The sequence below is a fragment of the Stenotrophomonas sp. genome (genome assembly GCF_032056425.1).
Classification (GTDB): domain Bacteria; phylum Pseudomonadota; class Gammaproteobacteria; order Xanthomonadales; family Xanthomonadaceae; genus Stenotrophomonas.
The window spans coordinates 32560-48453 of the sequence record NZ_DAMBCN010000026.1 but is presented as its reverse complement, the minus strand read 5'-3'; the positions used below and the strand labels follow the sequence as shown (position 1 = coordinate 48453).

The window sequence follows — 15894 nt, the reverse complement described above, 5'->3', positions numbered from 1 at the left end:
ACCCCATGTCCAGCGTCCTTTCCACCGGTACCAACGCCCTGCTCGCCTTCCAGCGTGCCCTGGCGACGACAAGCCACAACGTCGCCAACATCAACACGCCCGGCTACAGCCGGCAGAAGGTCGACTTCGCCACCGCCGACACACAGAACTTCGGCTACGGCCAGGTGGGCAACGGTACCCGCATCGTCGACATCCGCCGCGCCGCAGACCAGCTGGCGATCTCGCGCCTGCTCGACAGCAGCGGCGAGCTGGCGCGGCTGCAGCAGCTTTCCACCATGGCCGACCGCGTCGACGCGCTGTTCTCGGATACGGCCACCAACGTATCGGGCATGTGGTCCAACTTCTTCGATACCGTCAGTGGCCTGTCCTCCAACGCGGCGGGCACCGCCGACCGGCAGAACATGCTCGACAGCGCCAACGCGCTGGCCAACCGCTTCCAGCAGCTCAACACCCATCTGAACAACCTCAACGGCGAGGTCAACAACGGGCTGATCGGCGGCGCCACCGAGGTCAACCGCCTGGCGTCAGAGATCGCGCAGATCAACGGGGCCATTGGCACCAACATCGCCGGCGCTGCGCCTGACCTGCTGGATCGCCGCGACCAGCTGGTCGCGCAGCTGGTGGGCTACACCGGTGGCACCGCCGTCATCCAGGACGGCGGCTTCATGAACGTCTACACCGCCGGCGGCAACGCCCTGGTGGTGGGCACGACGGCATCGAAGGTGACCACGGTCGCAGATCCCTACCTGCCCGAGCGCCTGCAGCTTGCCCTGCAGACCCAGAGTGGCACCATCACCCTGGACCCGAAGGCCGTAGGTGGCCAGATCGGCGGCCTGATGGAGTTCCGCGACACCGTGCTGACCCCGGCCCAGGCCGAACTGGGCAAGATGGCCGTCGGCCTGGCTGAGACCTTCAACAGCAGCCACCGCAACGGCGTGGATCTGTACGGGCAGATGGGCGGCGACTTCTTCAACCTGGGCACGCCGCGGGTCACCGGCAATACGGCCAACACCGGCAGCGCGACCATCAGCGCCAGCTACGGTGACCTGTCCAAGCTGGACGCGCAGAACATCGTGCTGAAGTACGACGGTACCCAGTGGCAAGCCAGCCGCGCCGATACTGGCGCCACCATTCCCATGACCGGCACCGGCACTGCTGCCGATCCGCTGGTCATCAGCGGCGTGGAACTGGTGGTGGGCGGAACCCCGGCCACCAACGATCGCTTCCTGCTGCAGCCCACCGCTGGCGTGGCTGGCAGCCTGAGCGTGGCGATCACCGATGCGTCGCGCATTGCTGCCGCCGCCGCCATCAAGGGCGCCGCTGCGCTGGCCAACACGGGTACCGGAAAGCTGAGCGGCGTGACCGTGACCGACGCCGGCAATGCCAGTCTGCGCAACCCTGCCGCGATCGTGTTCACCTCGGCCACCACCTACACCATCGATGGCGGCGCGCCGCAGACCTATACGGCCGGCCAGACGATCAGTGCCAACGGATGGAGCTTCGTGCTGGACGGTGCGCCCAAGACCGGCGATACGTTCAACATCACGCCTACCCCGGCCGGCTCATCGGACAACAGCAACGCCATCGCCCTGTCCAAGGTTGAAGATGCAAAGGCCTTCAACGGGGGCACGGTCACCCTCAACGGTGCATTGGGTGGATTGACCACCCAGGTGGGCGCCGCCGCGCGTTCGGCCGAGTACTCGCTGAGCGCCCAGCAGGTCATCACCGACCAGGCGCAGTCCGCGCGCGATTCCATTTCCGGCGTCAACCTGGACGAGGAAGCGGCCGACATGCTGCGCCTGCAGCAGGCCTACCAGGCGGCCTCGCAGCTGATCTCGACGGCCGACAACATGTTCCAGACCATCCTGCAGGCGGTGCGTTGATGAACAACCGTATTTCCACCGGCATGATGTTCAGCCAGTCGGTGTCGCTGATGATGTCCAAGCAGGCAAAGCTGAGCCACCTGGAACAGCAGATCGCCACCGGCAGCAAGATCGTCACCGCCAAGGACGACCCGGTCAACGCCGGCGCCGCCGTGGGGCTGGATCGCACCCTGGCAGCGCTGGAGCGCATGAAACTCAACGCGGGCAACGTACAGAACCGCCTGGGCGTGCAGGAAAATACCCTGGCGCAGGTAGGCGACATGATGGGCCGCATCAACGAGCTGACCATCTACGCCAATAATCCGGCGCTGGCCCCGGCCGACAAGCAATCGATGGTGACTGAAATCAAGGCGATCCGGGACAACCTGCTGTCGCTTGCCAATTCAAGCGACGGCACCGGCCGCTACCTGTTCGGCGGTACCAACGACAGCAACCCGCCGTTCTCGCAGGTAGGCGGCAGCGTGGTCTACAGCGGCGACCAGACCCAGCGCCAGGTGGAAGTGGGGCCGGACACGTACGTGCGTGATGCACTGCCGGGCAGCGAGGTCTTCCTGCGCATTCCCACCGGCGACGGCTTCGTGGATGGTGGCCCCGCCGCGGGCAACACCGGTACCGGGGTGCTGACCAACATCACCCGCGATGGCACCGACAACTGGAATGGCCAGGCCTTCAGCGTCCGCTTCACCGCGGCCGACACTTACGAGGTGCTGGACGCCGGCGGCACGGTGGTTGGAAATGGCACGATGAAGTCTGGCGATGACCTGGTGGTGAACGGCGTGCGCCTGCACATTGATGGCACCGCTGCCGCCGGTGACAGCTTCTCGGTCACACCGTCCAGCAGCCGCGACATCTTCGGCACCCTGGATTCGTTGATCGGCGCACTGGAAGCCGACTCGGGAACGCCACAGAAGCTGGCCGTACAACAGAACGCGCTGCAGAGCAGCCTGCGTGACGTGGCGCGTGCGGCCGAGCGGATGATCGACGCCCGTGCCTCGGGGGGCGCACAACTGAAGGCGCTTGACAATGCGGCGGACATGCGTGAATCCAACGGAGTGACCCTGAAGACCACGCTGTCGCAGATGCGCGATCTGGACTACGCCGATGCGCTGAGCCAGTACCAGCTTGAGAACACTGCACTGCAGGCCGCGCAGACCCTGTTTGCGCAGATGCAGCAGATGTCGCTGTTCAACAAGATCGGCTGAGCCGACGGGGCCCGTCCCCTGCCCCGCTGAACCTGACAAGGCCGCGATGCCCAGCATCGCGGCCTTTTTCGTTTGCGTTGCGGGTGTGCGGTAACGCCAGGACATGCCCGGCGAAGCACATCTCCATTCAGCTTCGTCATGCAGCGCCGATACATCCAGTGGCGCCGGTCGGAACCATCCCCGACCGCCCATTCCGGGGTCCTCCCCGCGCTGCCCCAGGGCAAGCGAAACCCCGGAAAAAGCAGCCTCGCGCGACGAATTACAGCCTCATCGAAATTCCCGCCTAAAGGTTGTTGACAAAGCGCCGTTATTCATTTGGCAACGGCGAAGCACACAGCCAAACAAAAAAAACAGGCGGCGCTTCGTTTCATTCACCAACGGGTTCCATATAAGAGGAGACGACCCCATGGCACAGGTAATCAACACCAATACGATGTCGCTCAACGCTCAGCGCAACCTGAGCACCAGCGGCAACTCGCTGGCCACCACCATCCAGCGCCTGTCGTCTGGTTCGCGCATCAACAGCGCGAAGGACGACGCCGCCGGCCTGGCGATCTCGGAGCGCTTCAGCACCCAGATCCGCGGCCTGGACGTGGCCATCCGCAATGCCAACGACGGTATCTCGCTGGCCCAGGTCGCCGAAGGTTCGCTGAGCGAAGTCGGCAACGACCTGCAGCGTATCCGCGAACTGGCCGTGCAGGCCTCCAACGCCACCAACTCGGCCAGCGACCGCAAGGCCCTGCAGGCCGAAGTGACCCAGTTGATCTCTGAAGTGGACCGCGTTGCCAAGCAGAGTGACTTCAACGGCACCAAGCTGCTGGACGGCACCTTCACCAGCCAGCTGTTCCAGGTGGGCGCCAATGCCGGCCAGGCAATCGCGATCAACAGCGTAGTGGATGCCAAGGCAGACACGCTGGGCGCGGCCACCTTCGCCAACGTCTACAACACCCAGGCCATCGCTGCTGACAAGGCTGCTGCGGATACGACCTTCTCCGGCCTGCAGATCGAGATCACCCCGCCGGGCGCTGCCGCGGCCACCACCATCAAGATTGCCGACTTCACCGTGAAGGCTGGCGAATCGATCACCGCCGCAACGGCTGCCGCCGTGAACAGTCGCCTGGGTGAAACCGGCGTGATGGCCAAGCTGGACGCCGGCAAGATCTCCCTGCACTCGGCTGTGGCTGGCCAGGAGTATGAACTGTCGGTCAGCGCCACCCCGACCACCGGCGCAACGGCAGTGGATGCCACCTTTGCCAATATCGGCCTGCAGCAGGTTGCCCTTGGCGCCGGTGGCACGCTGACCGGCGCAACCGCCCGCCACGTCGAAGACCTCAACGTGAGCACGGTCGAGGGTGCCCAGCAGGCCCTGTCGATTGTCGACAAGGCCCTGGAATCGGTGAACAGCGTGCGCGCCGACCTGGGCGCCATCCAGAACCGCTTCACCTCGGTGGTCGCCAACCTGCAGACCTCGACGGAGAACCTGTCGGCCTCGCGCAGCCGCATCAAGGACACCGACTTCGCCAAGGAAACGGCAGAGCTGACCCGCACCCAGATCCTCCAGCAGGCCGGTACGGCGATGCTGGCCCAGGCCAACCAGGTACCCCAGAACGTGCTCAGCCTGTTGCAGCGCTGACATGAGCCGCCCCCGAAGCACGTCGGGGGCGTCTGACCCAACTCACGTGCAACCGCTCAAGGACCTCTCCTCATGGCACAAGTCATCAACACCAACACGATGTCGTTGAATGCTCAGCGTAACCTGAGCACCAGCGGCTCCTCGCTGGCCACCACCATCCAGCGCCTGTCCTCCGGTTCGCGCATCAACAGCGCCAAGGACGACGCCGCCGGCCTGGCGATCTCGGAGCGCTTCGGCACCCAGATCCGCGGCATCGACGTTGCCATCCGCAACGCCAACGACGGCATTTCGCTGGCCCAGACCGCAGAAGGTTCGCTGTCGGAGATCGGCAACAACCTGCAGCGCATCCGCGAACTGTCGGTGCAGTCGGCCAACGCCACCAACTCCAGCAGTGACCGCAAGGCCCTGCAGGCCGAAGTAACCCAGCTGGTTTCGGAAATCGACCGCGTTGCCAAGCAGTCGGACTTCAACGGCACCAAGCTGCTGGACGGTTCGTTCTCCAGCCAGCTGTTCCAGGTCGGCGCCAATGCTGGCCAGGCAATCGCCATCGACAAAGTTGTTAATGCAAAGGCAGATGCGCTCGGTAGTAGCGTATTCGACAGCAACACCATCACGCTCGCAGCGGGAACGCCAGGTGTCGCAGGCCAAGAAGCAAAAATCACGGGCCTCAAGATCAGCGGTGGCGGCCTTCCGACTACAGGCGTAGACATCGGAACGGTTTCCTTCACCAGCACGGGGGATGCAACGAAAGATCTGGCAGAGGCAAACAAAGCTACTATTGCCGCTATTAACGCCAAGATCGGAGAGACCGGCGTATATGCTGAGCAGGTTGCCGGCGCTGCTCCGACCGATCCGGTGCAGATCAAGCTCACCTCCGTGAAGGAAAGCGTTGACAAGGACGGGAAGTTCAGTGGCTTGCAGATCACTGCAGCGGCAGGCGTCGCCACCTCAACGGCAATTGATGCAGCAGCTGCTCACACTGCCCCCCCTGCAACTGGCGGTACGCAGCTGCTGAAGGACGTCAAGATCGATACTGTGGCAGGTGCACAGCAGGCGATGGAAGTGATCGACAAGGCCCTGGGTGCGATCAACAGCACTCGTGCAGACCTGGGCGCCATCCAGAACCGATTCACCTCGGTTGTCGCCAACCTGCAGACCTCGACGGAAAACCTGTCGGCATCGCGTAGCCGCATCAAGGATACCGATTTCGCCAAGGAAACCGCCGAACTGACCCGTACCCAGATCCTGCAGCAGGCCGGCACGGCCATGCTGGCTCAGGCCAACCAGGTACCGCAGGGCGTGCTCAGCCTGCTGCGCTAAGCGCTTCCGTTCGCTGACCGGGCGCCATCCAATGGGGACGCCCGGCTCCTGATTCACGCTCCACCTCCGCCAAAGGAAATGCACCATGGCACAAGTCATCAACACCAACACGATGTCGCTGAATGCTCAGCGGAATCTGAGCACCAGTGGCAGCTCGCTGGCCACCACCATCCAGCGCCTTTCGTCGGGCTCGCGCATCAACAGCGCCAAGGACGACGCTGCCGGCCTGGCGATCTCGGAGCGCTTCGGCACCCAGATCCGCGGCATTGACGTTGCCATCCGCAACGCCAACGACGGCATTTCGCTGGCCCAGACCGCAGAAGGTTCGCTGTCGGAGATCGGCAACAACCTGCAGCGCATCCGCGAACTGTCGGTGCAGTCGGCCAACGCCACCAACTCCAGCAGCGATCGCAAGGCCCTGCAGTCAGAAGTCAACCAGCTGGTCAGCGAGATCGACCGTGTCGCCAAGCAGAGCGACTTCAACGGCACGAAGCTGCTGGACGGTTCGTTCTCCAGCCAGCTGTTCCAGGTTGGCGCCAACGCTGGCCAAGCCATTGCAATCGACAAGATCGTGGATGCAAAGACTGCTTCGTTGGGCGGCGCCCAGTTCGCTAGCGGCAAGCTGTCGGTTACGATCCCGGGCGACGATACCACTGCCGCGACGATCAGCGCCCTGAGCATAACCGACAGTAAGGGCAATGAAGTAAAGTTCGACACCCTTAAGGTTGAGCCAGTGGGTACGGCGGCGGCAACCCAGAAGGCCGCAGCGACCGCCCTGGCCGCACAGATCAACGGGAAGATCGGCGAGACCGGCGTGTACGCCGAAGTGAACGCCGCAGGCACCGGACTGGACCTCAGCTCTGTAAAGGACAGCGTCGACAAGGACGGCGCTTACAAGAGCTTCGCCGTTGCTGCCACGGGTGCAACGTATGTGGACGATGCGACCGTTGGCACCCCCCCGGCGGGCCCGCCGGCCAGGAAGTTTACTTCCGACCTGGACATCTCCACGGTGAAGGGCGCTCAGCAGGCACTGGACATCGTCGACAAGGCCCTGGGTGCGATCAACAGCACCCGTGCAGACCTGGGCGCCATCCAGAATCGATTCACCTCGGTTGTCGCCAACCTCCAGACCTCGACGGAAAACCTGTCGGCATCGCGTAGCCGCATCAAGGATACCGATTTCGCCAAGGAAACCGCCGAACTGACCCGTACCCAGATCCTGCAGCAGGCCGGTACGGCCATGCTGGCCCAGGCCAACCAGGTACCGCAGGGCGTGCTCAGCCTGCTGCGCTGATCCACGGCAAGAAGGTGCCGCTACCGTCGGATCATACCGACGGTAGCGGCAACCAGAAGGACAAGGCACCCACAGATGCCGGCCATGCCCGGCCCGGGAACACCCCGAACCGGCTTGGCATCGCCCGCCCCTGCGGACCTCTCTTTCAGCGCTGTACTTTTGACTGCACGTACCGGGTGGCTTCGTCTCCCCCCGATTGTCAGTAGCCTGATCCCTCCCCTGCCTTGGGGGAGGGTTTTTTGCAGACCCCTAGCAGCCTGCGGTGAACCCACCCGCACCCTGCCCCTTGCCTCCTGCAACCGGCGTGCCAGAACCGCCTGTCAGGCAGTGGCACAGGACCTGCATCAACGAAGTCCTCAAGACCCGGCGGCGCAGGCCGCTATTTTCGTTGACGACGGGCCACCGCACCGCGGGCGGGCCCGGCTACCAGGAGAAACGACGTGGCAGACTTTGGATACGGTGGCATTGGCTCGGGCCTGGATATTTCCGGCATGGTCAGCCAGTTGGTGGCAGCCGACCGCAAGCCGGCAGACAATGCCCTGAACCTGCAGCAGTCCAAGGCAAAGCTGCAGCTTTCGTCGGTGGGTACCATCACTGCCGCGTTCGACAAGCTGAAGACCTCGCTGACCGCGCTGAAGGCCTCCACCGCCTTTGACACCCGTACCGTGACCGCCAGCAAGGGCGGCACCAACAACGCTGACGAGATCCTGACGGCGTCGGTGGCGCTCTATGACGTGGGCACGACCAAGGCCGCTGCGTCCAACGGCACGCACAAGGTGAACGTGCTGGAACTGGCGACCGCGCACAAGCTGATTGCCGAAACGTCGGTGCCGAAGACCCAGGCGTTCGCCGCCGGAACCTTGACGCTGACAGTTGGCGTGGGCGACAAGGCCAAGACCATGAACGTCGAGGTCGAGGACGGCGACACCCTGTCAACGATCCGCAACAAGATCGATGCCGCCGGCCGCAAGGAAGGCGTGCAGACCACGCTGATCAGCTCGGGTGACAACCAGTACCTGTCCATCGCCCAGGAAAAAACCGGCGCGGCCAACGCCATCAAACTGGAATACGCAGGTAGTGATCCGGGCCTGACCTCGCTGGTCGGCAGCCTGAAAGAGAACACTGCGGCGAAGGACGCCAAGCTGACCATCGACGGCGTGGAGGTTGTCAGTGCCAGCAACACGGTGGCTGACGCGGTGCCCGGTCTGACCCTGAACCTGAAGATGAAGGGTGAAAGCACGGTCACCATCAGCACCGACACCGCTGCCGCCACCAAGGTGATGCAGGAGTTCGTGACCGCGTACAACGCGGCGCTGGCGGCCATCAACACCGAAACCGCCTACGACACGAAAACCAAGGAAGCGTCGTCGCTGACCGGCGATGCGCAGATGCGTGGCGCCATGAGCCAGCTGCGCGCCCAGATGAGCAGCATCCTTAAGGACCTGTCAGCCGAAGGCCTGGACCCGAAGACCCTGGGCCTGCAGACGCGCGGCTACCCCAATGCCGACGGCAGCCTGGTGCTGGACACCACCAAGTTCGCTGCCGCACTGGCCAACCAGCCGGAGCGGATCCGCCAGGCAATCACCGGCGACACCGGCGGCGCCGGCAAGCTGTACACGATGGTCGACGGCTATGTCAGCACCACGGTCGGCAAGGAAGGCGCCTTCGTGTCGCGCACCAACAGCCTGAACAAGACGCTGACCGACATCGACAAGCGCCGCGCCGACCTGGACACCCGCATGGAAGGCGTTGCAGAGCGCTACAAGAAGCAGTTCCTGGCGCTGGACACGCTGATGGGCAAGCTGCAGCAGAGCAGCAGCGCCCTGTCGCAGCAGTTGGCCCAGCTGAGCGGCTGATTGCAGGCGAACATGGCTCAAGTTTGGCCACGTTCGCACCGATAACAGAAGCATCAGCAATCACCGCAGTGCCGCCGGTACGGATCCTGACGATCCGTCGGCGGCACACAGCGCAAGGGAGAATCACGAATGTACGGTTCCAGCCGTCAATACGCCGAACAGTATCGCCAGGTAGGTGTGACCAGCGCGGTCGCCGATGCCGATCCGCACAAGCTGGTGGCCCTGCTGCTGGCCGGTGCGCTGGAACGCGTGCGTCGTGCAATGGCCAGCCTTGAACGCGGCGACCAGGCCGGAAAGGGCAAGGCGATCGGTGAGGCCTGTGCGATCGTCGGCCACCTGAACGGTTCGCTCGACCATGAAGCCGGCGGCGAGATCGCCGGCAACCTTTCGTCCCTGTACGACTACGTGCTGCAGCGGCTGACCGAAGCGAACCTGCACAATGATCGGGTGGCCCTGGATGAATCGCTGCAGCTGTTGAGCGAGATCGACGGTGCATGGAACGCGATTCCGCAGGAACAGCGCCGGCCGGCGGCGGTGACGCCGTGAGCCTGAACGATCTGCACGCGCAGCTGGACGCCTTTGAAAAGGCGTTGAACGAAGATGCCTTCGAGCAGGCCGACAGCCTGCTGGACGGCCATGACGGCACCCTGCATGCGCTGTTGAGCCAGCCGCTGACCGGTACCGACCACGCCCCCCTGTCGGCACTGCTGGAACGCCAGCAGAGCCTGCTGGGCCTGCTGCGCCAGCGCCGTGATGCCGTGGCCGTGCAGCTGCAGGATGGCCAGCGCTCCCTTCGCGCGGCCCATGCATACCTGCAGGCAGAATCGCTGGCATGACCCTGCTGCCGACCACCTCGCTGCACCACCCGGCCGAAAGCGAGCTGTTCGACGAAACGCTCAGCTGTGAACTGGCCCTGCCTGCCGAGTTCCAGGCAGGAAGCGGACTGGGCAGGACCGGCAACGCCGAAGCACTGCTGCGCAGTCTGGCGCTGGTGGAGGACAGCCGGGTAGACGAGCACGAAGAGCGCAGCGAAGCCACCCTGCAGCTGCAGCGTCTGGAAGCCAAGCTGGACCTGACCATGGTGCTGCTGGGTCGGCTGGTGCGCCAGCAGGGCCACGACCTGCCCCTGCGCCCGGTACGCTGGTCGCGCCGCGGCATTCGCCTGCAGCTGGGCCCGCGCAGTGGCGCCAGCCCGGGCCAGGCCGGCGTGGTCCGCCTGCAGCCCAGCGACTGGCTGCCCGACTATATCGACCTGCCGGTGGAAGTGGTGGCCGAAGCCGCCGACGGCAGCGGCGGCCACTTCCTGTGGCTGCGCTTCAGTCATCTGGGCGATGGCCTGGAAATGGCCGTGGAGCGCCACCTTTTCCGTCTACACCGTCGACAGGTTGCCGAAGCGCGCCGGGCGCGCTGAACGCTGTCACCGTAGTGCGTGGCCGGCGGGCCTTGGCGGGCCCGTTCAGCTAAGTTAAGGTGGACTCCCCTCACGGACCTGCTGCGTGCCTGTGCGAGTTCTCATCGTCGACGATCACACCCTGGTCCGCGCCGGCCTGGCGCGGCTGCTGCAGGGGTTTGCCGACGTGCAGCTGGTGGCCGAAGCCAGCAACGCCGAACAGGCGCTGCAGCTGGCCTTGCAGCATGCACCGGATGTGGTGCTGATGGACCTTTCCCTGCCGGGCCGCACCGGGCTGGAAGCGCTGAGTGACATACGCCTGCGCGCACCCGGCACCCGGGTGGTGATGATGACCATGCATGACGATGCTGCCCACGTGCGCGATGCGCTGGACCGCGGCGCCGTCGGTTTCGTGGTCAAGGACGCTGCGCCGCAGGAGCTGGAACTGGCCCTGCGTGCCGCCCATGCCGGCCAGGTGTTCCTGAGCCCGCAGATCTCGGCCAAGATGCTGGCGCCCATGCTGGGCCGCGAAAAGCCCACCGGCATTGCCGCGCTGTCGCCGCGCCAGCGCGAGATCCTGCGCCAGATCGGCAAGGGCGAAAGCAACAAGGAAATCGCCGCCGACCTGGGCATCAGCGTGAAGACGGTGGAGACCCACCGCGCCCGCATGATGGAATCGCTGGGTTGCCGTCGCGCCAATGATCTGTTGCTGCTGGCCGCGCGCCACCAGCACGAGCTGGAATGATCGAGCGCCGCTAAACCCGCGCCTTGCGTAGCGGTCGACCAACGGTCGACCCTACCGACCCGGGCCCTGCATCGGCGACGACTTCCCGTCACCCCGACAGGCCCTGACAGGTTTCCGTACAGCCCGAGCCACCTTTGCCCGGCTTTGCTCACCAGCAATCAACGATTTAGCCGCGGCCATCGTCAACTTCCCGCGCTTTCGTAGGGAATTCCCCTACAGCGTGTCGGGAACTCAACCATGCGCCTCAGGAACCCCCCGATTCCGGACCTGCCGGATCAAAAGCAAGATGTGTTCCACAAGGCACCGGGGAGCGGTGCTGGGGAACCGCGATGAAGGCTGCACTCTCGGCCCAGTTGGGCCAACAACTACACCTGACCCCGCAGCTGCTGCAGTCGATCCGCCTGCTGCAGCTCGATGGCCTGCATCTGGAACAGGAAATCCAGCGGCTGCTGGATTCCAATCCCCTGCTGGAAATCGAAGACGCCGAAGCGCCCGTTGCCGACGCCAGCGATGCCGCCGCCACCACCCTGGAAACGGCGGCATTCGACGAGCTGCCCGAATCGTCGATGTGGGACGTGGCCGGCACCAGCTGGCAGGACGGCGACGATGACCGCATGGCACGCATTGCCGCCGGCGAATCCAGCGACCCGCAGCTGCGCGTGCTGCAGCGCCTGGCACTGGACCTGGACGACCGTGGCCTGGCCATCGCCGCGTTCTGGCTGGAACACTGCGATGACGCCGGCTACCTGCAGGCCCCGCTGGCCCAGCTGCACCTGCTGGCCAGCGCCCAGTTCGATGTCGACGCCGCAGGCGTGGAAGCCATCCGTCAGCAGCTGCTGCACGGCGAACCGGCCGGCATGGCCGCGCAGGACCTGCGCGAATGCCTGCTGGCCCAGCTGTACAGCCTGCAGGGCCTGGTACCGGGCCGGCACCTGGCCGGGCGCATCCTGGAAGGCGCGCTGGACGCCCTGGCAGCCCACGACTACCCGGCCCTGGCCCGCCAGCACGACGCCGAAGTGGACGACGTGCGCGAAGCAGTGCGCCTGATCCTTTCCCTGCAGCCGCGCCCGGGCGACAGCCTGCAGACCGACAGCAACGTGGCCGTGGTACCGGACGTGGTGGCCTGGCATGCCGACGAGCAGTGGAAGGTGGCGTTGAACCCGGCCACCAGCCGCCGCGTGTCGATCAACAGCCAGTACGAACAGGCCTTGGCCGACACCGCCGATGCTGCCCCGGCCCTGCGCGAAATGCTGCAGGAAGCCCGCTGGTTCAGCCGCGGCCTGTCCATGCGCTACGACACTCTGCTGCGCACCGCGCGGGTGATCGTCGAACGCCAGGCTGCCTTCCTGGTCCGTGGCGATGAAGCCATGGCACCGCTGACCCTGAAGGAAGTGGCCGAAGAAATCGGCATGCACGAATCCACCGTTTCGCGCATCACCACCGGCAAGTATCTGCAGACCCCGCGCGGCACCTTCGAGCTGAAGCACTTTTTCGCCGTGCGCCTGGAAGGTGCCAGCGTGTCTGGGCAGGCCGTGAAAGCCATGGTACGCCGCCTGATCGACGCCGAACCGGCCGGTCGCCCGCTGGCCGACGAGGCCATCGCCGGCCTGCTGTCGCGACAGGGGGTGAACATTGCCCGCCGAACCGTCGCAAAATACCGCGAACAACTGGATATCGCTCCGGCCCGCGAACGGCGCCGGATCAGCGCCAGGCAACCCCAGCTGGCCCGGGTGGGCTGAAAAGGATGTTGGACATGAACAAGCTCACAGTGCTGCTGGTCGATGACCATGAAGGCTTCATCAACGCCGCCATGCGTCATTTCCGCAAGATCGACTGGCTGCAGATCGTTGGCAGCGCCGGCAACGGCCTGGAAGCGATCGAGCGCTCGGAAAGCCTGCGCCCGCAGGTGGTGCTGATGGACCTGGCGATGCCGGAAATGGGCGGCCTGCAGGCCACCCGCCTGATCAAGTCGCAGGACGATGCACCTTACATCGTGATTGCCAGCCACTTCGACGACGTCGAGCACCGCGAACACGCGCTGCGCGCCGGCGCCGACAACTTCGTCAGCAAGCTGTCCTATATCCAGGAAGTCATGCCGATCCTGGAAGGCCTCAGGGAGGATCGATCGTGAGCGAATCGCGCATCCTGGTGCTGGACAACGATGCCGTGCGCGCCGAGCGCACCGTTGCCCTGCTGGAATTCATGGATTTCAACCCGCGCTGGGTGTCCGACGCGGCCGACTTCGACCTGGGCCGCCAGCGCCAGAACGACTGGATGGCGGTGATCGTCGGCAGCCTGGACGACAGCCCCGCCAGCACTGCGCTGTATGCGTGGCTGGGTGGCAGCAGCCTGCCGCCGCCGGTGCTGCTGGCCGATGGCGATGCCGCCACGTTCGCCCACCAGCATGGCCTGCACGAAGCCAATATCTGGCCGCTGGAAGCCCCGTTGCGCCATGCGCAGATGGAAGCCCTGCTGCGCCGCGCCAGCCTGAAGCGGCTGGATGCCGAACACCAGGCCGGCGCCGTGCAGGACCAGGGGCCGACCGGCACTGGCCCGGCGGTGACCACCCTGCGCACCATGATCGAGCAGGTGGCCGCCTTCGACACCACCGTGCTGGTGCTGGGCGAATCGGGCACCGGCAAGGAAGTGGTCTCCCGTGCCATCCACCAGCGCTCGCCGCGCCGTGACGGTCCGTTCGTGGCGATCAACTGCGGCGCCATTCCGGCCGAGCTGCTGGAAAGCGAACTGTTCGGCCACGAAAAGGGTGCCTTCACCGGCGCACTGACCGCGCGCAAGGGCCGTTTCGAAATGGCCGAGGGCGGCACCCTGCTGCTGGACGAAATCGGCGACATGAGCCTGCCGATGCAGGTGAAGCTGCTGCGCGTGCTGCAGGAACGCAGCTTCGAGCGCGTGGGCGGCAACCAGACCATCCGCTGCAACGTGCGCGTGGTCGCCGCGACCCACCGCGACCTGGAGACCCGCATTGCCGAAGGCAAGTTCCGCGAGGATCTGTTCTACCGCCTGAATGTGTTCCCGATCGACGTACCGGCCCTGCGCGAGCGCCGCGAAGACCTGCCTGCGCTGGTGGAAACCATCGCTGCGCAGCTGGCCCGCACCGGCCGTGGCGAAGTGCGCTTCACCTCGGAGGCCCTGCAGGCCCTGGCCGGTTACGCATGGCCGGGCAACGTGCGCGAACTGACCAACCTGGTCGAGCGCCTGGCCGTGCTGCATCCGGGTGGCTCGGTGCGCGTGCAGGACCTGCCGGCCCGCTACCGCGGCGATGCCGCGCTGGCCCCGGTAGCACCGGCCCCGGCCCCGGCGCCCGTGGCCACCAGCGAAGACCGCCTGGACCTGCGCAGTTTCTCCTTCCACACCCCCGGCAGCGGCGGCCAGCCGGCGCTGGAGCATGGCATTGCCGTGAACCGCGGCAACGCCCCGGCGGCCCTGCCCGACGACGGCCTGGACCTGCGCAACCACATGGCCAACATCGAACTGGGCCTGATCAACGAAGCGCTGGAGCGCACCCAGGGCGTGGTCGCCCACGCCGCCCAGCTGCTGGGCCTGCGCCGCACCACCCTGGTGGAAAAGCTGCGCAAGTACGGCATCGAGCGCGAACCGGCCGAACTGGCCAGCTGAGCGTAGCCACCGGGGTCAGACCCCTCCCGAAGGGAGGGCTCTGACCCCACGCGATCCCAGAGGGGTCGGAGCCCTTTCCGCGGGAAAGGGATCCGACCCCTTCGCATTTGCAGCGCCAGAATTCCGGCCACGGTCCCCTACCACGCCAGGCCAAGAAACCGACGCCGGTTAAATGACACCACGACCGGGGTCAGAGCCCGTTGCGTTGCAACGGGATCTGACCCCATCCGAGCAGTGCCGACCAACGGTCGGCACCCACCATGAGATCGCGACCAACTGTCGAAGGCGGGGTGGGTCCGGTTGCGGGGGTGTCCGCGGCATGGATGCCGCGGCCAAGCCTACAGGGACGTATTCACGGCGTCCCCCGCAACCGGGCCTACCTCGCCATCCCCAGGAAACCCGCTTTTGACGTTGACGTTGCCGTTGATTCTGCGGGGGGCGGGGTGCAACCCCGCAAAATACACACCCACCCTCACCACTCTGAATCAAAAACCGGTTTCGGCACGCCACTTGCACTGCTTCCAGACGAACGCCCCCATCCCTGTTTCTGGAACCGTTGCAGATGTCCCACTCCGTCACTTCGATCCTTTCCCAGATCCGCTCCTATCAGACCCAGATGGGACAGCCCGCGCTCAACCCGCTGGCCGAAGCGCCGCGCAGCAATGCCCTGCCCAACGCGGTGCTGGATGCCCCGCAGGTGCAGCCGCCCAGCTTCACCGAAACCCTGCGCGGCGCCCTGTCCAGCGTGAACGACGCCCAGCAGACCTCCGGCGCCCTGGCCAAGGCCTTCGAAATGGGTGACCCCAGCGCCGACCTGGCCAAGGTGATGGTCGCCTCGCAGCAGTCCCAGATCGCCTTCCGCGCCACCGTGGAAGTCCGCAACCGTCTCGTCCAGGCCTACCAGGACGTGATGAACATGCCGCTGTAAGGATCCA

14 protein-coding genes are annotated in these 15894 nt (G+C 65.4%); all 14 read left to right on the top strand.

The window, feature by feature from the left end; all coding sequences use genetic code 11:
- Positions 1-5 precede the first annotated feature (5 nt).
- The 14 genes from flgK to fliE all read left to right on the top strand — a co-directional run bounded on the left by flgK (position 6) and on the right by fliE (position 15887).
- Positions 6-1883: a flagellar hook-associated protein FlgK gene (flgK, locus tag RTY46_RS15990; protein WP_312709600.1), complete on the top strand. Its 1878-nt coding sequence runs from the start codon at positions 6-8 to the stop codon at positions 1881-1883.
- A complete protein-coding gene (gene flgL, locus RTY46_RS15985; protein ID WP_312709598.1) occupies positions 1883-3085 on the top strand; it encodes a flagellar hook-associated protein FlgL in 1203 nt (400 codons plus the stop codon). The genes flgK and flgL overlap by 1 nt, the downstream gene beginning before the upstream one ends.
- Positions 3086-3491: 406 nt before the next feature.
- Entirely contained in the window at positions 3492-4718 is a 1227-nt protein-coding gene (locus RTY46_RS15980; protein ID WP_312709596.1) for a flagellin, read from the top strand.
- 72 nt (positions 4719-4790) lie between these two features.
- Positions 4791-6038 carry a flagellin gene (locus RTY46_RS15975; protein ID WP_312709594.1) on the top strand — a complete coding sequence of 416 codons (1248 nt, stop codon included), beginning with the start codon at positions 4791-4793 and terminating at the stop codon, positions 6036-6038.
- Between the two features lie 85 nt (positions 6039-6123).
- Positions 6124-7332: a flagellin gene (locus tag RTY46_RS15970; RefSeq protein WP_312709592.1), complete on the top strand. Its 1209-nt coding sequence runs from the start codon at positions 6124-6126 to the stop codon at positions 7330-7332.
- Positions 7333-7772: 440 nt separating this feature from the next.
- Entirely contained in the window at positions 7773-9188 is a 1416-nt protein-coding gene (gene fliD / locus RTY46_RS15965; protein WP_312709591.1) for a flagellar filament capping protein FliD, read from the top strand.
- 129 nt (positions 9189-9317) lie between these two features.
- Positions 9318-9734, top strand: a complete 417-nt coding sequence (gene fliS / locus RTY46_RS15960; protein ID WP_312709589.1) for a flagellar export chaperone FliS — start codon at positions 9318-9320, stop codon at positions 9732-9734.
- Positions 9731-10024, top strand: a complete 294-nt coding sequence (locus tag RTY46_RS15955) for a hypothetical protein (protein ID WP_312709587.1) — start codon at positions 9731-9733, stop codon at positions 10022-10024. Before fliS ends, RTY46_RS15955 begins: the two co-directional genes overlap by 4 nt.
- A complete protein-coding gene (locus RTY46_RS15950) occupies positions 10021-10599 on the top strand; it encodes a PilZ domain-containing protein (protein WP_312709586.1) in 579 nt (192 codons plus the stop codon). Before RTY46_RS15955 ends, RTY46_RS15950 begins: the two co-directional genes overlap by 4 nt.
- 91 nt (positions 10600-10690) lie before the next feature.
- Positions 10691-11323 (top strand): response regulator transcription factor, encoded by a 633-nt coding sequence (locus tag RTY46_RS15945; RefSeq protein WP_049460605.1) that lies wholly within the window; start codon positions 10691-10693, stop codon positions 11321-11323.
- A gap of 329 nt (positions 11324-11652) precedes the next feature.
- On the top strand, positions 11653-13062 hold the full coding sequence (gene rpoN, locus RTY46_RS15940; protein ID WP_312709584.1) for an RNA polymerase factor sigma-54: 1410 nt from the start codon (positions 11653-11655) through the stop codon (positions 13060-13062).
- Between the two features lie 14 nt (positions 13063-13076).
- Entirely contained in the window at positions 13077-13454 is a 378-nt protein-coding gene (locus RTY46_RS15935; RefSeq protein ID WP_049460600.1) for a response regulator transcription factor, read from the top strand.
- Positions 13451-14959 carry a sigma-54 dependent transcriptional regulator gene (locus tag RTY46_RS15930; protein ID WP_312709582.1) on the top strand — a complete coding sequence of 503 codons (1509 nt, stop codon included), beginning with the start codon at positions 13451-13453 and terminating at the stop codon, positions 14957-14959. The genes RTY46_RS15935 and RTY46_RS15930 overlap by 4 nt, the downstream gene beginning before the upstream one ends.
- A 562-nt stretch (positions 14960-15521) precedes the next feature.
- A complete protein-coding gene (fliE, locus tag RTY46_RS15925) occupies positions 15522-15887 on the top strand; it encodes a flagellar hook-basal body complex protein FliE (RefSeq protein ID WP_108749563.1) in 366 nt (121 codons plus the stop codon).
- Positions 15888-15894: the final 7 nt, after the last annotated feature.